This is a genomic window from Duganella sp. GW821-FHT01E12, from assembly GCF_059422325.1.
Map to the genome: position 1 here is coordinate 835,874 of NZ_JBWKWR010000001.1, position 16,354 is coordinate 852,227.

General features: G+C 68.4%; 16 protein-coding genes. 13 read left to right on the plus strand and 3 right to left on the minus strand.

Features of this window, described 5'->3' with window-relative positions; genetic code table 11:
- The first annotated feature begins 29 nt into the window (after positions 1–29).
- Positions 30–386, plus strand: a complete 357-nt coding sequence (gene panD / locus AC07WS_RS03555) for an aspartate 1-decarboxylase (RefSeq protein WP_117012711.1) — start codon at positions 30–32, stop codon at positions 384–386.
- A gap of 163 nt (positions 387–549) precedes the next feature.
- Here panD and AC07WS_RS03560 read toward each other — a convergent pair whose 3' ends face one another.
- The gene (locus tag AC07WS_RS03560) at positions 550–1,137 is read right to left on the minus strand and encodes a Crp/Fnr family transcriptional regulator (RefSeq protein WP_494727735.1); all 588 of its coding nucleotides are present in this window, start codon (positions 1,135–1,137) and stop codon (positions 550–552) included.
- Between the two features lie 275 nt (positions 1,138–1,412).
- Here AC07WS_RS03560 and AC07WS_RS03565 point away from each other — a divergent pair, with 275 nt between their 5' ends.
- A complete protein-coding gene (locus AC07WS_RS03565; protein WP_494727736.1) occupies positions 1,413–3,032 on the plus strand; it encodes a methyl-accepting chemotaxis protein in 1,620 nt (539 codons plus the stop codon).
- 5 nt (positions 3,033–3,037) lie between these two features.
- Here AC07WS_RS03565 and aqpZ read toward each other — a convergent pair whose 3' ends face one another.
- Together aqpZ and AC07WS_RS03575 are read right to left on the minus strand one after the other, a co-directional pair.
- Positions 3,038–3,730, minus strand: a complete 693-nt coding sequence (aqpZ, locus tag AC07WS_RS03570) for an aquaporin Z (RefSeq protein WP_494727737.1) — start codon at positions 3,728–3,730, stop codon at positions 3,038–3,040.
- A gap of 95 nt (positions 3,731–3,825) precedes the next feature.
- Complete coding sequence (locus AC07WS_RS03575) at positions 3,826–5,373, minus strand: response regulator (protein ID WP_494727738.1); 1,548 nt, start codon at positions 5,371–5,373, stop codon at positions 3,826–3,828.
- 303 nt (positions 5,374–5,676) lie between these two features.
- Between AC07WS_RS03575 and AC07WS_RS03580 the strand changes: the two genes are divergently transcribed.
- Genes AC07WS_RS03580 through AC07WS_RS03630 form a run of 11 tightly spaced genes read left to right on the plus strand, consistent with a single transcriptional unit; the run spans position 5,677 to position 16,310 of the window.
- Positions 5,677–6,807 carry a methyl-accepting chemotaxis protein gene (locus AC07WS_RS03580; protein WP_494727739.1) on the plus strand — a complete coding sequence of 377 codons (1,131 nt, stop codon included), beginning with the start codon at positions 5,677–5,679 and terminating at the stop codon, positions 6,805–6,807.
- A gap of 21 nt (positions 6,808–6,828) precedes the next feature.
- Positions 6,829–7,197, plus strand: a complete 369-nt coding sequence (locus tag AC07WS_RS03585) for a response regulator (RefSeq protein ID WP_116993658.1) — start codon at positions 6,829–6,831, stop codon at positions 7,195–7,197.
- Between the two features lie 16 nt (positions 7,198–7,213).
- Positions 7,214–7,522, plus strand: a complete 309-nt coding sequence (locus AC07WS_RS03590; RefSeq protein WP_494727740.1) for an STAS domain-containing protein — start codon at positions 7,214–7,216, stop codon at positions 7,520–7,522.
- Positions 7,523–7,560: 38 nt separating this feature from the next.
- Positions 7,561–9,744 (plus strand): chemotaxis protein CheA, encoded by a 2,184-nt coding sequence (locus AC07WS_RS03595; RefSeq protein WP_494727741.1) that lies wholly within the window; start codon positions 7,561–7,563, stop codon positions 9,742–9,744.
- Between the two features lie 16 nt (positions 9,745–9,760).
- Positions 9,761–10,324 carry a chemotaxis protein CheW gene (locus AC07WS_RS03600; RefSeq protein WP_494727742.1) on the plus strand — a complete coding sequence of 188 codons (564 nt, stop codon included), beginning with the start codon at positions 9,761–9,763 and terminating at the stop codon, positions 10,322–10,324.
- Between the two features lie 13 nt (positions 10,325–10,337).
- Entirely contained in the window at positions 10,338–11,144 is an 807-nt protein-coding gene (locus tag AC07WS_RS03605) for a CheR family methyltransferase (protein ID WP_494727743.1), read from the plus strand.
- The gene (locus tag AC07WS_RS03610; RefSeq protein WP_494727744.1) at positions 11,141–11,674 is read left to right on the plus strand and encodes a chemotaxis protein CheD; all 534 of its coding nucleotides are present in this window, start codon (positions 11,141–11,143) and stop codon (positions 11,672–11,674) included. The genes AC07WS_RS03605 and AC07WS_RS03610 overlap by 4 nt, the downstream gene beginning before the upstream one ends.
- Positions 11,671–12,744, plus strand: coding sequence for a protein-glutamate methylesterase/protein-glutamine glutaminase (locus AC07WS_RS03615; RefSeq protein ID WP_494727745.1), 1,074 nt, complete (start codon positions 11,671–11,673; stop codon positions 12,742–12,744). The genes AC07WS_RS03610 and AC07WS_RS03615 overlap by 4 nt, the downstream gene beginning before the upstream one ends.
- A 17-nt stretch (positions 12,745–12,761) precedes the next feature.
- Complete coding sequence (locus tag AC07WS_RS03620) at positions 12,762–14,030, plus strand: EAL domain-containing response regulator (protein WP_494727746.1); 1,269 nt, start codon at positions 12,762–12,764, stop codon at positions 14,028–14,030.
- A 40-nt stretch (positions 14,031–14,070) separates the two neighbouring features.
- The gene (locus tag AC07WS_RS03625) at positions 14,071–15,771 is read left to right on the plus strand and encodes a methyl-accepting chemotaxis protein (protein WP_494727747.1); all 1,701 of its coding nucleotides are present in this window, start codon (positions 14,071–14,073) and stop codon (positions 15,769–15,771) included.
- Between the two features lie 11 nt (positions 15,772–15,782).
- Positions 15,783–16,310 (plus strand): chemotaxis protein CheW, encoded by a 528-nt coding sequence (locus tag AC07WS_RS03630; RefSeq protein ID WP_494727748.1) that lies wholly within the window; start codon positions 15,783–15,785, stop codon positions 16,308–16,310.
- Positions 16,311–16,354 lie beyond the last annotated feature (44 nt).

The following is a 16,354-nucleotide window of genomic DNA, read 5'->3' on the forward strand; positions in this document are numbered from 1 at the left end:
TTAATAATTGAGGGAAGAAGAAGATGTCTATGCAACGAGTTATGCTGCGCTCCAAGCTGCACCGGGTGACGGTCACGCAGGCGGATTTGAATTACGAGGGTTCGTGCGGGATCGACCAGGATCTGCTGGACGCGGCCGATATCTGGGTCAACGAGAAGATCGAGCTGTACAACGTGAACAATGGCGAGCGCTTCGCCACGTATGCGATCCCGGGCCTGCGCGGCACCGGCGAGATTTCGCTCAACGGCGCCGCCGCGCGCCGCGCCCAGCTGGGCGACCTGCTGATCATCTGCACCTACGCGCCGATGAGCGAAGAGCAGGCCAGGGACTACAAGCCGAAGGTCGTGTTCGTCGACGACAAGAACAAGATCAAGGGCATGAAATAAACGACTGGGGTCAAGTCTGACATTCGGACACGAACTGCGCCGTGGGCTGGGGGTCAAGTCTGACATTCGGACACGAGCTCAACCGTAGGCGGCGCCTACGGTTGAGCTCGTGTCCGAATGTCAGACTTGACCCCCGTGCGACAGCCGGGCTCGTGTCCGAATGTCAGACTTGACCCCCGATCTTGTTCTCGTCGTTGCGCAGCAGTTGCGACATGTACTGCGGCGTGATGCCCAGGAAGGACGCCACCACCTTCTGCGAGATGCGCTGCTCCAGCCCCGGATACTCGCGCCGGAACGCGCTCAGCCTGCCCTGCGCCGGCGAGGCGCTCAGGTAGCGCCGCCGGCTCTGGTCGATGATGCCGCGCTCCGACACCTTCAGGTAGTAATCGCGCAGCAGGCCGTTGCTGTGCGCCAGCCGGCTGATCTCCAGCCAGTCCAGCCGATAGCCGTGCACCGCCGTCTCCGCCACCACGAAATTGAGCGCCGGCTCGTCGTCGCGCGCGCGCAGCAGGTCGTCGTGCGCGGCCGCCGTCTCGCCGTCGGTCAGGAAATGCAGCGTCACCTCGTTGCCGGTCTCGGTGATGAAGCCGGTGCGCGCCACCCCGCTGTGCAGCCAGTACACGCTGCCCGCCACCGTGCCGATGCGTTGCAGATACTCGCCCTTGCGCAGGCTGGCCGCCACCGCCAGCGGCGCCAGCAGGCGCGTCACCTCGTCATACATGTCCGGCGTGACTTTGAAACGCCGGGCCACGATCTCCCGGTACTTTGCTCTGTGTTCTAAGAATGCCTGGTTCATTTTTGGTGGTGGTCTTCGTCCCGGCATGGAATTGGCCGTACATAACACCGGAAGTGTAAACGTTTTCTCAGTCCGTAACGCAAGTTTTGTTGTGAATTGGAATGTAAATCGAAAATATATTTCAGACTTCAACTAGTTGAACGGCTGCTGGAATCGGCGTTACCATAGACTGATAAAACGCCGGCCGGCAGGGTCAGGCCGGCCCCCATTTCAAGCGAACGGAGACTGGAATGAAGATAAGTGACCTCAGCATCGGGCGGCGTTTATCGCTGGGATTCGCCGTCATCCTGGCTATCCTGATCCTCAACACCGGCTTGGGCATCTACCGCCTGCAGGGCGTGGCCGAGTCCACCCGCGCCATGATGGAGCTGCCGCTGGCCAAGGAGCGCCTGATCGCCGACTGGTACCGCCTGGTGTTCGCCGGCATCCGCCGCACCACCGCCGTGGCCAAGAGCGCCGATCCGGTGCTGGCCACCTTCTTCGCCGACGAGGCCAAGACCACGACCGCCTACGCCCAGGGCCTGATCAAGAAGATCGAGGAGCTGGCCACCGACGACGACAAGGCCCTCATGGCCGACCTGGTCAACACCCGCAAGGCCTACGTGGCCGCGCGCGACGGCGTCATGAAGTCCAAGGCCGCCGGCGACGCCGACGAGGCCACCCGCCTGCTCGACAACGTCTACCTCCCGGCCGCCAAGACCTACGAGGCGATGCTGCAGAAAATGCTGGACCACCAGCGCAAGGAAATCGACGCTTCCGCCGCCCGCATCGACCAGGTGGCCAAGGACAGCCGCCTGCTGCTGATGGCGATGGCGGCGCTGGTGGTGGCCTTCAGCGTGGCGTTCGCCTGGTGGCTGACGACCGGCATCACCCGTCCCATCAACGAGGCGGTGGCGCTGGCCGAGTGCGTGGCCGGCGGCGACCTGGTCGAGCGCGGACGCAGCGCCGCCAGCTACAGCCAGGACGAGCCGGGCAAGCTGCTGCAGGCGCTGCACCGCATGTCGGGCGGCCTGGTGCGCATCGTCAGCGACGTGCGCAGCGGCACCGACGCCATCTCCACCGCCTCCTCGCAGATCGCCGCCGGCAACCTGGACCTGTCCGCGCGCACCGAGCAGCAGGCCAGCTCGCTGGAGGAGACCGCCTCGTCGATGGAGCAGCTCACCGCCACCGTCAAGCAGAACGCCGACAACGCGCGCCAGGCCAACGTGCTGGCGGCGTCGGCCTCGGACGTGGCGCAGCGCGGCGGCGCCGTGGTGTCGGACGTGGTGCAGACCATGGCCTCGATCGACGCCTCGTCCAAGAAGATCGTCGACATCATCGGCGTCATCGACGGCATCGCCTTCCAGACCAACATCCTGGCCCTGAACGCGGCGGTCGAGGCGGCGCGCGCGGGCGAGCAGGGGCGCGGCTTCGCGGTGGTGGCGTCCGAGGTGCGCAACCTGGCGCAGCGCTCGGCTGGCGCGGCCAAGGAGATCAAGGCGCTGATCGACGATTCGGTCGGCAAGGTGGCGGCCGGCACGCGCCTGGTGGGCCAGGCGGGCAGCACGATGGAGGAGGTGGTCAGCAGCATCGGCCGGGTGACCGCCATCATGGCCGAGATCAGCACCGCCAGCGGCGAGCAGACCAACGGCATCGAGCAGATCAACAGCTCGATCACGCAGATGGATCAGGTGACGCAGCAGAACGCCGCGCTGGTGGAGCAGGCCGCCGCCGCGGCCGACGCCATGCAGGAGCAGGCGGCCCAGCTGGCGGCGGCCGTCAGCATCTTCAAGCTGGACGGCGCCGGGCCGGGGCGGCCGGCGCCGCGGGGCTGCGGCGGCGCGCGCCCCGCGCTGGCCGGAACGGTCTAAACGGTTTACGCCTTTTCCGGCGCGCCGATGTAGCGGTAGATCGCGGCGCCCAGCAGCGCGCCCACGATGGGCGCGACCCAGAACAGCCACAGCTGGCTGGTGGCCCAGTCGCCCACGTACAGCGCCACGCCGGTGCTGCGCGCCGGGTTGACCGAGGTGTTGGTGACCGGGATGCTGATCAGGTGGATCAGCGTCAGGCCCAGGCCGATCGGCAGCGGCGCGAAGCCCTTCGGTGCGCGCTCGTCGGTGGCGCCCAGGATGATCAGCAGGAACATCATGGTCATCACCACCTCGGTCACCAGCGCGGCCAGCAGCGAGTAGCCGCCCGGCGAATGGGCGCCGTAGCCGTTGGAGGCGAAGCCGCCCATGACGTCGAAGCCGGCCTTGCCGCTGGCGATGGTGTACAGCACGCCGCCGGCGACGATGGCGCCCAGCACCTGCGCCACGATGTAGGGCACCAGCTTATTGGCCGGGAAGCGGCCGCCGGCCCACAGGCCGATCGACACCGCCGGGTTCAGGTGGCAGCCCGAGATGTGGCCGATGGCGTAGGCCATGGTCAGCACCGTCAGGCCGAAGGCCAGCGAGACGCCCAGCAGGCCGATGCCCACGCCGGGAAAAGCCGCCGCCAGCACCGCGCTGCCGCAGCCGCCGAGCACCAGCCAAAACGTTCCAAAAAATTCCGCGCCATATTGTTTCATTTGATTCCCCATAAATTTGATAGTCAAATTTGCATCATTTCCATGCAACGTTGGCAATCTAACCGGGAAGCGCGCAAATGTCGAGTGCAGAGTTTTCAAGCGGACGGCAAGCGCAGCAGCAAACGGGTGCGCGCGCCGTCGTCCTGGGCGCCCAGCGCGCCGCCCTGCACCTGCGCCAGCAGGCGCGCCGCGTACATCGGCAGCGCGCCCTCGGCGGCCGGGCGCTCGGCCAGGCCGTGCAGGCAGGCGCGCTGCGCGGCCGGCAGCACGCCGGCGTATTCCAGCGTCAGCGCCCAGCCGCCGTCCTCCAGCGTGGCGCCCAGCACGATCGAGGTGCCGGCCGGGGTCTGCGCCGCCGCGTTCAGCAGCAGGTGCTCGAACAGCAGGTGGCACAGCGCCGGGTCGCCCAGCAGCGTGGCGGCCGCGGCCGGCAGCATCACCGGATGGCTGTGGGCGACGGCGGCGGTGGCGCGCGCCAGCAGCGGGTTGAGCGCCACCGGCACCGCCCGCGGCTGGCAGGCGCCCTGTTCGATGCGGCACAGTTCCAGCGACAGCCCGGCCAGCCGCAGCGCGCGCCGCGCCGCCTGGTCCAGCGCGTCGAGCTGGACGCGCTGCGCCGGGCTGGCCGCCAGCGCCGGATCGGCCAGCAGCCGGGCGCTGGCGTCCAGCACCTCGGCCAGCGGCGTGGCCAGGTCGTAGCGGCTCAGGCGCTCGACTTCCTCGCGCAGCCGGGCGTTGTCGTCCACCGCGCAGTTCTGCCGCCGCAGCTCGGCCATGGTGCCGGCCAGGCGCAGGTGGGTGCGCAGGCGCGCCCTCAGGATGGCCGGATCGACCGGCTTGGTCACGTAGTCCACCGCGCCCAGCTCCAGCCCGCCGACGATGTCGTCCGCCTGGTCCTTGGCCGACAGGAAGATCACCGGGATGTCGGCCGTGGCCGGGTCGGCCTTGAGCCGGCGGCACACCTCGAAGCCGTCCATCTCCGGCATCATCACGTCGAGCAGGATCAGGTCGGGCCGGTGCGCCGGGATGATCTCCAGCGCCTTCTTGCCGGAGATCGCCACCTTCACGCCGTAGCCGTCCTCGGCCAGCATGCCGGCGATCACCTTGATGTTGCTGGCGATGTCGTCCACCACCAGCACGGTGGCCTCGCGCAGGCGCTCCTCCAGCGGCCGCTCCAGGCCGATCAGCGGCGCCGGCTCGGCCGCCATGGCGGCGCGCCGCAGCGCCGCGCGCCGCGCCGCGGCGTCGCCGCGCGACTGGAACATCGCCTGCAGCTTGCTGTGGAAGGTGGCCAAGGTGAAGGGCTTGATCAGGCAATCGGTCACGCCGGCCTGGGCCGCCGCGCGCAAGCCTTCGCGGTTGGCCTCGCTCGGCAGCAGCAGGAAGGGCAGCTCGGCGTCGGCCAGCCTGGCGCGCACCCACTGCAGCAGTTGCAGGCCGCTCATGCCCGGCATGTCGAGGTCGGAGATGACGGCGGCGATCGGCCGCTCGGCCAGGATGCGGCAGGCTTCCTCGCCGCTGCCGGCCAGGAACACGTTGACGAAGCCGAGGTCGGCCAGGATGCCCTTGACCACGGAGCGCATCTGCTGGTTGTCGTCCACCACCAGCAGCGGCAGCGAGGGATCGATATTCAAGGCGGGCATAGGCAGGTTCCAACGTGATAGTGAGTGGTCCGGCGGACGCCGTCCGGCAGGCGGTTGCGCGGGTGCAACAGGGGCGCGGGAGCGGGCGCACAGGCCCACATCTTAACGTTAAATTATTTCTCTTCGGAAGCAATTTAGAGTGCTGTCGCGTAAAACAACCGATACAATTAAATCGCCACCTACATTGTGGCGCGGGCTTTGTTTCTGAGATACAGTTGGATTCACGGCGTCCCCCGAACGAGGCGCCGGGAGACTACAGTGGGGTGGCGTCCAGTGAAGAACAATAGCGGATTCGACAGTAAGATGCTGGTCCCCTTCGGTCTGGCCGGCGGGGGCGCCCTGGGGACGATCGCGGCCGGCTGGAGCGCGTGGGGCTGGTACACCGTGCTGTGGGCGGCGCTGCTGCTGGCCGCCGCGGCCTGGAGCGTGCGCGGTGCCGGCGGCGCCGGCGGCGGCGAGCGCGCCATGATCGAGGACTACCTGGCCGCGCGCGAACGCTTCGGCGACGCCGTGCTGCCGATCTGGTGCCGCCACATCGAGAATTCCCGCAGCCAGATGGAGGAGGCGGTGGCCGACCTGGCCGGGCGCTTCTCCAGCATCGTCGACAAGCTCGACGACGCGGTCCACGTCTCCAGCCACGACCGCGGCCAGGGCGGCGGCAACGCCATGACGGAAATCTTCGCGCGCAGCGAAACCCAGCTCGGCTCGGTGGTGACGTCGATGAAGTCGGCCATGTCGTCCAAGCACGCGATGCTGGCGCAGATCAAGGACCTGGAACGCTTCACGCGCGAGCTGCGCGACATGGCCGAGGGCGTGGCCAGCATCGCCGCCCAGACCAATCTGCTGGCGCTCAACGCCGCCATCGAGGCGGCGCGCGCCGGCCCGGCCGGGCGCGGCTTCGCGGTGGTGGCCACCGAGGTGCGCAACCTGTCGAGCCGCTCGGCCGAGACCGGCCGCAACATCTCCAACCGCGTCGGCCTGATCAGCAGCGCCATCCTGGCCGCCAGCCAGGCGGCCGAGCAGTCGAGCGAGCAGGAGGACAAGTCCATGCAGTCGGCCGAGGGCATGATCGTCTCGGTGCTGCAGGACTTCCGCGCCATGACCGACGCGCTGGTGCAGTCGGCCGACAAGCTCAAGCAGGACAGCATCGGCATCCAGGGCGAGGTGGGCGAGGCGCTGGTGCAGCTGCAGTTCCAGGACCGCGTCAGCCAGGTGATGGCGCATGTGCGCGAGAACATGGAGCAGCTGCCGGCGCTGCTGCGCGACAACCGCGAGCGCTACCACGCGGCCCAGGTGCTGGAGCCGCTGGACGCCCAGCCGCTGCTGAGCGATCTGCAGAAGACCTATGCCATGGCCGAGGAGCACGCGGTGCACAGCGGTTCCAGCCACGCCGCGCCGGTGGCCGCGGCGGCCGACGAGATCACCTTTTTCTGACGTTTAAACGAGGGACGGAACATGGCTAAAACCATCATGGTGGTCGACGATTCGGCCTCCCTGCGCCAAGTGGTCGGCATCGCGCTCAAGGGCGCCGGCTACGATGTCATCGAAGGGCGCGACGGCGTCGATGCGCTGTCCAAATGCACCGGCCAGAAGATCCACCTGGTGGTGTGCGACGTCAACATGCCGAATATGGACGGCATCACCTTCGTGCGCGAATTCAAGCAGCTGCCGCTGTACAAATTCACCCCGGTCATCATGCTCACCACCGAGTCGCAGGAGAGCAAGAAGGAGGAGGGCAAGGCGGCCGGCGCCAAGGCCTGGGTGGTCAAGCCGTTCAAGCCCGAGGTGCTGCTGGGCGCGGTGGCCAAACTTGTGATGCCCTAACCAAACGGAGGACGCCATGTCCGATGCAAGCGGCGGCGCCGTCGCCCGCCTCGCCCTCGACGGCGAGTTGACCATCTACCGCGCGGCCGACCTGAAGACGGCCGTGCTGGACGCGCTGCGCAAGACCCAGGTGCTGGAGATCGACCTGTCCGGCGTGACCGAGCTCGACACGGCCGGCCTGCAGGTGCTGATGCTGGCCAAGCAGACCGCCAACGCCCACCAGCGCGAGCTGCGCCTGGTCAAGCACAGCCCGGCGGTGGTGGAGATCTTCCAAATGCTGGACCTGGGCGCCTTCTTCGGCGACGCCCTGCTGATACACGCCTGAACCATTCATCTGTCTATTTTTGTTCCGAGGGCATGACCATGAACCTGGACGAAGCACTACAGACCTTCATCACCGAGAGCCGCGAGCTGCTGGAAGACATGGAGAACGCGCTGCTCAACGTCGACATCGCCGGCGACCAGGGCGAGGCGATCAACGCCATCTTCCGCGCGGCGCACACCATCAAGGGCTCGGCCGGGCTGTTCAGCCTGGACCACATCGTCGCCTTCACTCACGTGGTCGAGAGCCTGCTCGACGAGGTGCGCGACGGCCGCGTCACGCTCTACGACGAGATGATCGTGCTGCTGCTGTCGTGCTGCGACTACCTGTCCGGCATGACCGACGCGCTGGCCGCCGGCCAGCTGGAGGCCGACCCCGACACCGCGCCCGAGGGCGAGATGCTGCTGCAGCAGCTGCGCCGCCACATGGCCGGCGGCTCGGCCGAGACGCACGCGCCGCCGCCGGAGGCGCCGCTGGCGGTGCACGCCGAGCCGGGCGTCGAGCGCATCGACCAGCAACGGGGCGACAGCGACTACTGGCACATCTCGCTGCGCTTCGGCCGCGGCGTGCTGCAGAACGGCATGGACCCGATCGCCTTCCTGCGCTACCTGGCCAAGCTGGGCAAGATCGTCGGCATCGCCACCGTGCCCGACGCGCTGCCGGCCGCCGACGACATGGACGCCGAGCTGTGCTACCTGGGCTTCGAGATCGCCTTCGACAGCACGGCCGACCGCGAGGCCATCGCCGGCGTGTTCGAGTTCGTGCAGGACGACTGCGAGATCCGCATCATCCCGCCCCACAGCAAGGTGTCGCACTACGTCGACCTGATCCGCGCGCTGCCGGAGCAGGCCGCGCGGCTGGGCGAGATCCTGGTGCGCTGCGGCAGCGTCACCGCGCACGAGCTGGAGGGCGCGCTGCAGCAGCAATCGAATCCCGGCAACCGCGCCGAGGACACGCCGCCGCAGCAGCTGGGCAGCATCCTGGTGGGCGCCGGCAACGTGCCGCCGGTGGTGGTGGAGGCCGCGCTGGCCAAGCAGAAGCAGGTCAGCGAGCAGAAGGCGCAGGAGAGCCGCTCGATCCGCGTCGATTCCGACAAGCTCGACCGCCTGATCGACCTGGTGGGCGAGCTCATCATCGCCGGCGCGCGCGCCGACATGATCGGCCAGCACATCCAGAACACCGAGCTGCAGGAATGCACCTCCACGCTGTCGGGCCTGGTGGAGGAGGTGCGCGACGCCGCGCTGGAGCTGCGCATGGTCAAGATCGGCGCCACCTTCAACCGCTTCCAGCGCGTGGTGCACGACGTCGCGCGCGAGCTGGGCAAGGACATCGGCCTGATCGTCGACGGCGAGGACGCCGAACTGGACAAGACGGTGGTGGAAAAGATCGGCGACCCGCTGATGCACCTGGTGCGCAACGCCATGGACCACGGCATCGAGCCGGGCGAGGCGCGGGTGGCGGCCGGCAAGCCGGCCAAGGGCATGATCAAGCTGAACGCCTTCCACGAGTCGGGCAGCATCGTCATCGAGGTCAGCGACGACGGCGGCGGCCTGCGCAAGGAGAAGATCCTGGCCAAGGCGGTCGAGCGCGGCCTGGTCGACCCCGAGCGCAAGCTCAGCGACAGCGAGATCTACAACCTGATCTTCGAGGCCGGCTTCTCCACCGCGGAAAAGATCACCAACCTGTCCGGGCGCGGGGTCGGCATGGACGTGGTCAAGCGCAACATCACGGCGCTGCGCGGCAGCGTCGACGTCTCCAGCCGCGAGGGCGCCGGCACCACCGTCACCGTGCGCCTGCCGCTGACCCTGGCCATCATCGACGGCTTCCTGGTGCAGGTGGGCGGCTCGGTGTTCGTGATCCCGCTCGACATGATCGAGGAGTGCATCGAGTACGCCACCGAGCCGGGCCAGGACTACTGCAATCTGCGGGGCCAGGTGCTGCCCTTCGTGCGGCTGCGCGAGCTGTTCCGCATCGACGGCGCCTGCACGCGGCGCGAGAGCATCGTCGTGCTCAAGCTGGGCAACCACCGCGCCGGGCTGGTGGTCGACACCCTGCTGGGCGAGTTCCAGACCGTCATCAAGCCGCTCAGCCCGATGTTCAGCGAAGTCAAGTGCATCAGCGGCTCCACCATCCTGGGCAGCGGCGAGGTGGCGCTGATCCTGGACGTCTCGGCGCTGATGCACACCGTCAGCGGCAAGGGCGCCGTGCCGGCGCTGGCAGCCTAACCGCGGAGAGGACGATATGTACACAGCAGCGAACAACGGGGCCGACCACGTGGTCACCTACGGCAGCAGCGCGATCGTGGCCCTGCAAAGCGGCGCCGCCCTGCCCAGCCAGTTCCTGACCTTCATGCTGGGCGACGACCCGTACGCGGTTGGCATCCTGCACATCAAGGAGATCATCGAATACGGCGCGCTGGCCACGGTGCCAATGATGCCGCCCTGCGTGCGCGGCGTGATCAACCTGCGCGGCGCGGTGGTGCCGGTGATGGACCTGTCGGCGCGCTTCGAGCGCGGCCCCAGCGCGATCGGCAAGCGCAGCTGCATCGTCATCGTCGAGGTCGACAGCGGCGACGGCAAGCAGGTGCTGGGCATGCTGGTCGACGCGGTCAACGCGGTGGTGGAGATCGCCGCCGGCGACATCGAGCCGGCGCCGTCCTTCGGCACCCGCATCCGGCCCGACTTCATCGCCGGCATCGGCAAGGTCAACGGCAAGTTCGTGATCCTGCTCGACATCGGGCGCGTGCTGTCGAGCGAGGAGATCGTCGAGCTGGCGCGCGGCACCGTGGCCATGCACCACAGCTGAAACGGCGCGCACCATGGCAGTCGTCACCATCACCGACCGCGAGTTTTCGCAATTCCAGCGCTTCATCTACGAGGCGGCGGGCATCTGCATGGCCAACGGCAAGCAGGCGCTGGTGAGCGGCCGGCTGGCCAAGCGCCTGGCCCACTACCAGCTGGAGAGCTATAGCGACTATCTGCGCCTGCTGGAGAGCCGCGTGCAGCCGGCCGAACTGCAGGTGGCGGTCGACCTGCTGACCACCAACGAGACGTATTTCTTCCGCGAGCCCAAGCACTTCGCGCTGCTGCGCGAGCTGGCGCAGCAGGCGCGCGACAAGCGCCACACGCTGCGCGTGTGGAGCGCGGCCAGCTCCAGCGGCGAGGAGGCCTACAGCGTGGCCATGGTGCTGGCCGACGTGCTGGACGATGCACCGTGGGAAGTGCTGGGCACCGACATCAGCACCCGCGTGCTGGAGCGCGCCCGCTGCGGCCACTATCCGGTCGAGCGCGCCAGCCAGATGCCGCTGCCCTATCTGAAGCGCTACTGCCTCAAGGGCCAGGGCAGCGAGGCCGGCACGCTGCTGATCGAGCGGCCGCTGCGCGAGCGGGTGCAGTTCCGCCACCTGAACCTGAACGAACCCCTGCCCAAGCTGGGCAGCTTCGACGTCATCTTCCTGCGCAACGTGATGATCTACTTCAACCTGGCGACCAAGCGCCAGGTGGTGGCGCGCCTGTTGACGCTGCTGCGCCCGGGCGGCTACTTCCTGATCGGCCACTCGGAAACGCTGAACGACATCAACGACACCCTGGCCGCCGTGGCGCCCTCGATCTACCGCAAACCATGATCGAGACGCCGACCATGCCCGACTCCAAGCTCATCGATATTTTTCTGATGCCCGGCGACTATTTCGTCGGCGACGAGCAGTTCCGCGTGCGCACGCTGCTGGGGTCCTGCGTGTCGGTCACGCTGTGGCATCCGGGCCTGCGCATCGGCGCCATGTCGCACTTCCTGCTGCCGGGCAGCGGCCGCCGGAAAAGCCACGACAAGCCCGGCATGTACGGCGCCGACGCCATGGAGCTGCTGTTGCGCGGCATGGCGCGGCGCGGCGTGCCGCTGGCCCAGTGCCAGGGCAAGATCTTCGGCGGCGCCGCCATGTTCCCGCGCAACGTCAAGGTGCGCGACATCGGCCTGCAGAACGGCGACTACGCGCGCAGCCTGCTGCAGCAGCAGGGCATACGGGTGGTGTCCGAGAGCCTGTTCGGCGAGGGCCACCGGCAGCTGATCTTCACCATCCGCAGCGGCGAGGTATTGAGCCGGCAGGTGCCGCCGGAGCTGGCCGGCGGCCCGGCGCGGCCGGACAAGGAGAAGGCATGAGCGCGATTAACGTGATGATCGTCGACGATTCGGCCGTGGTGCGCCAGGTGCTCAGCAGCCTGCTGAACGCCGCGCCCGGCATCAAGGTCGGCCACGCGGTGGCCAATCCGCTGCTGGCGATGGAGCGCATGAAGGTCGAGTGGCCGGACGTGATCGTGCTCGACGTCGAGATGCCCAAGATGGACGGCATCACCTTCCTGCGCAAGATCATGAGCGAGCGGCCGACCCCGGTGGTGATCTGCTCGACGCTGACCGAGAAGGGCGCCCAGACCTCGGTCGAGGCGCTGTCGGCCGGCGCGGTGGCCATCATCACCAAGCCGCGCCTGGACCTCAAGCAGTTCCTGCATGATTCCGCCGACGAGCTGGTGTCGGCGGTGCGGGCGGCGGCCGGCGCCCGCGTCGGCAAGCTGGTCAACCGCCCGGCGCCGCCGCCGGTCACCGCCAAACTCAACGCGGACGCCGTGCTGCCGCCGTCCGAATACCGGCCGATGACCGCCACCACCGAGCGGGTGGTGGCGATCGGCACCTCGACCGGCGGCACCCAGGCGCTGGAGGAGGTGCTGACGGCGCTGCCGCGGGTCTCGCCCGGCATCGTGGTGGTGCAGCACATGCCGGAGAAGTTCACCGCCGCCTTCGCCGCGCGCCTGGACAGCGTGTGCCAGGTGCGGGTCAAGGAGGCGGCCAACAACGACCGCGTGCTGCAGGGGCTGGTGCTGATCGCGCCCGGCGGCAAGCACATGCTGCTGCGCCGCACCGGCGCCCAGTACTATGTCGAGGTGGTGGACGGGCCGCTGGTGAACCGCCACCGGCCGTCGGTGGACGTGCTGTTCCGCTCGGCCGCGCGCGCGGCCGGCGCCAACGCGCTGGGCGTGATCATGACCGGCATGGGCGACGACGGCGCGGCCGGCATGCTGGAGATGCACAAGGCCGGTGCCCGCACCGTGGCCCAGGACGAGGCCAGCTGCGTGGTGTACGGCATGCCCAAGGAAGCGGTCAAGCGCGGCGGGGTGGAGAGGTCGCTGCCGCTGAACGCGATCTACCGCGAAATCCTGCAACAGCTTTCCTACTGATACCGAAGGCGGCCACCGTGAGCACCTCCATCCTCTCCGCCAGCCACGCCGCGCCGGCCCATGTCTGGAGCGGCCAGCGCGTGCTGGTGGTGGAGGACAGCCTGGTGCAGCGCGGCTACCTGGTCGGCCTGCTGCGCCAGCTCGATTTCGGCGAGGTGCTGGAGGCGGCCGACGGCGTCGAAGCCTTGCAGGTGCTCGAGCGCCTGGGCGGCGACGGCGTGTTCCTGGTGCTGACCGACCTGGAGATGCCGGGCATGGACGGCATCGAGCTGACCTGTCAGCTGCGCGAGCGGCAGCTGGCGCAGAACCTGATCGTGGTCAGTGCGCGCGACCCGCGCCTGCTGGAGATCATCGAAAGCATGAACTTCGAGGACGCCTGCCTGGACCTGCTGGGCACCCTGCTCAAGCCGGTGCAGCTGGACGCGCTGGCCATGCTGCTCGACCGCGCCGGCAAGAAGGCGATCGCCAGCCCGGTCCAGGCGCAGCCGGAATTGCCGGGCGTGGACGAGCTGGCGCTCGCCATCGAACGGCAGCAATTCCTGCCCCACTTCCAGCCCAAGGTGACCATCCAGAACGGCCACCTGAAGGGCCTGGAAGCGCTGGCGCGCTGGCAGCATCCGACCCGCGGCCTGCTGCCGCCGCTGTGCTTCATCGAGGCGCTGGAAGGCACGCCGCTGATGGAGGAGTTCACGCTGGGCATGGTGCGCCAGGTGCTGGACCGGCTGCTGGAATGGAAGCAGGCCGGCCTGCCGCCGCTGACGGTGTCGGTCAACCTGTCGGCCGACAACCTGGCCGAGCGCGGCTTCATCGACCGCCTGATGGCGCTGGTGGGCGCGTCGGGCGTGCCGCCGTCGGCGCTGGTGTGGGAGGTGACCGAGACCAGCGTGATGCGCCAGCTGTCGCAGGCGCTGACCAATATGGGACGCTTGCGGCTGATGGGCTACGGGCTGGCGATGGACGACTTCGGCATCGGCTATTCGTCGATGCAGCAGTTCGCCCGCTGCCCGTTCACCGAACTGAAGATCGACCGCGCCTTCGTCAACGGCGCCTGGCAGTGGCCGAACCGCCACATGGTGCTCAAGAGCGCGCTGGACCTCGGCCAGAGCCTGGGCGTGGCCACCGTGGCCGAGGGCGTGGAGACGCTGGCCGACTGGAAGCTGCTGCGCGCGCTGGGCTGCAACATGGCGCAGGGCTATTTGCTGGCCAAGCCGATGCCGGCCGAGGAATTGGTGGGATGGATACGCCACGAACGTCGCCGCTTGCGCGCGCTGGCGGAACAACCGTAGTCGAAAGTAGTCTGATGAGTTTTACCACCAGGGAGTCCATATGCTGTCTACATTAACGGTCAGATCCAAGATCATCATGCTGTTGTCGGTGGCGGTGTTGGCGCTGGCGGCGGTGGTCATCATCGCCTTCCTCGGGCTGAAGCAGGAAGCGGCCATGCTGGCCGAGGTCGGCAGAAACCGCCTGCCATCGGTGCAGGGCCTGCTGCAGGTGAGCGAGGGCCAGACCGCGATACGGTCGGCCAACCGCTCGATGGACACGGTGGCGGCCTACCCGGAGGACTTCGGCAATTTCGCGCACGAAATCAAGCGCAAGCAGGAAATCTGGAGCGAGATCGACAAGGCCTGGAAGATCTACGAGCCGCTGCCCCAGGAGCCCGAGGAGGAGGCGCTGTGGAAGGTGTTCGTCAAGCAGTGGGATGCCTGGAAGGCGCGCGACGCCGTCATCAGCGACGCGGCCGGGCAGATCGTGCGGGCCGACCCCGGCAAGCGCAAGGAGCTGTTCGCGGCGCTGCACAAGGCCGTCGGCGAGGCCCGTCCCTTCTTCCACGAAGCCGAGGAAAGCCTGAACAAGCTGGTGGCGCTGAACGTCGGCTACGGCGACGCGGCGGTGCGCCAGGCCGACGCCTCGTCCGCGCACGCGCTCAACCTGATGTACGGCACCGGCGGCGTGGCGCTGGCGCTGCTGGTGGCGATCGGCCTGCTGATCCTGAACGGCATCATGCGCCAGCTGGGCGGCGATCCCGCCTACGCGGCCGAGATCGTGCGCCAGGTGGCCGACGGCGACCTCAGCGCCGACGTCGCGCTCAGGAACGGCGACACCACCAGCCTGCTGGCGGCGATGAAGGGCATGATAGAAAAACTGTCGCACGTGGTGCAGGAGGTGAACAACGGCGCCGAGGCGCTGGCCAGCGCCTCCGAGGAGGTCAGCGCGACCGCGCAGGCGCTGTCGCAGGCGGCCAGCGAACAGGCCGCCGGCACCGAGGAGACCAGCGCCTCGGTCGAGCAGATGACGGCGTCGATCTCGCAGAACACGGAAAACGCCAAGGTCACCGACGGCATCGCCAGCAAGGCGGCGGTGGAGGCGGCCGAGGGCGGCGAGGCGGTCAAGTCGACGGTGGCGGCGATGCAGCAGATCGCCAAGAAGATCAGCATCATCGACGATATCGCCTACCAGACCAATCTGCTGGCGCTGAACGCGGCCATCGAGGCGGCGCGCGCCGGCGACCATGGCAAGGGCTTCGCGGTGGTGGCGGCCGAGGTGCGCAAGCTGGCCGAGCGCAGCCAGGTGGCGGCGCAGGAAATCGAGCAGGTGGCGTCCAGCAGCGTGGAGCTGGCCGAGAAGGCCGGCCGCCTGCTCGGCGAGATGGTGCCCAATATCCGCCGCACCTCCAACCTGGTGCAGGAGATCACGGCGGCGTCCGAGGAGCAGTCGGCCGGCGTCGGCCAGATCAACGCCGCCGTCACCCAGCTGAGCCAGACCACCCAGCAGAACGCCTCCAGTTCCGAGGAGCTGGCCGCCACCGCCGAGGAGATGAGCGGCCAGGCCGAGCAGCTGCAGCAGACCATGGCCTTCTTCACGCTGGCCGGCGGCGCGCGGCCGGTGCGCGCGGCCGTGGTGCGCAAGCCCGGCAAGCCCGGCCAGCCGAACAAGCCGCCGGCGCGCCAGCGCGGCGGCCTGGGCGGCAACCACCGCATGGCGGAAATGAGCGAACCGGACGAATCGCATTTTGTTAAATTCTGAGCGAGGCGGCGATGAATACCTTGAGCGTAGCGGATACCAAGCAACTGGCCGGCGCCACGCCGGCGCAATTCCTCAGCTTCATGCTGGGCCAGGACATGTTCGCCATCGGCATCCTGGCGGTGCGCGAGATCCTCGAATACGCCGGCGTGACGCCGGTGCCGCAGATGCCGGCCTGCATCAGCGGCGTGATCAACCTGCGCGGCACGGCGGTGCCGGTGCTGGACCTGGCGCGCCGGCTCGAGCGCGCGCCGTCGCCGATCGGCAAGCGCACCTGCATCATCGTGGTGGAGGTCGACAGCGGCGAGGACGGCGCCTTCGTGATCGGCATCCTGGTCGACGCCGTCAATGCCGTGCTCGACATCCCGCCGTCCGAGATCGAGCCGGCGCCCAGCTTCGGCGCCCAGGTGCGCGCCGAGATGCTGCAGGGCATAGGCAAGGTGCACGGGCGTTTCGTGCTGCTGCTCAACGTGCAGCACGTGGTGGCGGCCAGCGAACTGGCCGCGCTGGCCGAGGGCGGCGCGCTGCCGCTGGCCAACTAGCGAGCCCGTCCGGCAGTCCGCGTGGGGAGTATGCCACATGTGAA

What these genes read in the sequence shown, in the direction of transcription:
- panD (WP_117012711.1), top strand. Translation starts at nt 30, where the DNA reads ATGCAACGAGTTATGCTGCGCTCCAAGCTGCACCGGGTGACGGTCACG.
- AC07WS_RS03565 (WP_494727736.1), top strand. Translation starts at nt 1,413, where the DNA reads ATGAAGATAAGTGACCTCAGCATCGGGCGGCGTTTATCGCTGGGATTC.
- aqpZ (WP_494727737.1), bottom strand. Translation starts at nt 3,730, where the DNA reads ATGAAACAATATGGCGCGGAATTTTTTGGAACGTTTTGGCTGGTGCTC.
- AC07WS_RS03575 (WP_494727738.1), bottom strand. Translation starts at nt 5,373, where the DNA reads ATGCCCGCCTTGAATATCGATCCCTCGCTGCCGCTGCTGGTGGTGGAC.
- AC07WS_RS03580 (WP_494727739.1), top strand. Translation starts at nt 5,677, where the DNA reads ATGCTGGTCCCCTTCGGTCTGGCCGGCGGGGGCGCCCTGGGGACGATC.
- AC07WS_RS03585 (WP_116993658.1), top strand. Translation starts at nt 6,829, where the DNA reads ATGGCTAAAACCATCATGGTGGTCGACGATTCGGCCTCCCTGCGCCAA.
- AC07WS_RS03590 (WP_494727740.1), top strand. Translation starts at nt 7,214, where the DNA reads ATGTCCGATGCAAGCGGCGGCGCCGTCGCCCGCCTCGCCCTCGACGGC.
- AC07WS_RS03595 (WP_494727741.1), top strand. Translation starts at nt 7,561, where the DNA reads ATGAACCTGGACGAAGCACTACAGACCTTCATCACCGAGAGCCGCGAG.
- AC07WS_RS03600 (WP_494727742.1), top strand. Translation starts at nt 9,761, where the DNA reads ATGTACACAGCAGCGAACAACGGGGCCGACCACGTGGTCACCTACGGC.
- AC07WS_RS03605 (WP_494727743.1), top strand. Translation starts at nt 10,338, where the DNA reads ATGGCAGTCGTCACCATCACCGACCGCGAGTTTTCGCAATTCCAGCGC.
- AC07WS_RS03610 (WP_494727744.1), top strand. Translation starts at nt 11,141, where the DNA reads ATGATCGAGACGCCGACCATGCCCGACTCCAAGCTCATCGATATTTTT.
- AC07WS_RS03615 (WP_494727745.1), top strand. Translation starts at nt 11,671, where the DNA reads ATGAGCGCGATTAACGTGATGATCGTCGACGATTCGGCCGTGGTGCGC.
- AC07WS_RS03625 (WP_494727747.1), top strand. Translation starts at nt 14,071, where the DNA reads ATGCTGTCTACATTAACGGTCAGATCCAAGATCATCATGCTGTTGTCG.
- AC07WS_RS03630 (WP_494727748.1), top strand. Translation starts at nt 15,783, where the DNA reads ATGAATACCTTGAGCGTAGCGGATACCAAGCAACTGGCCGGCGCCACG.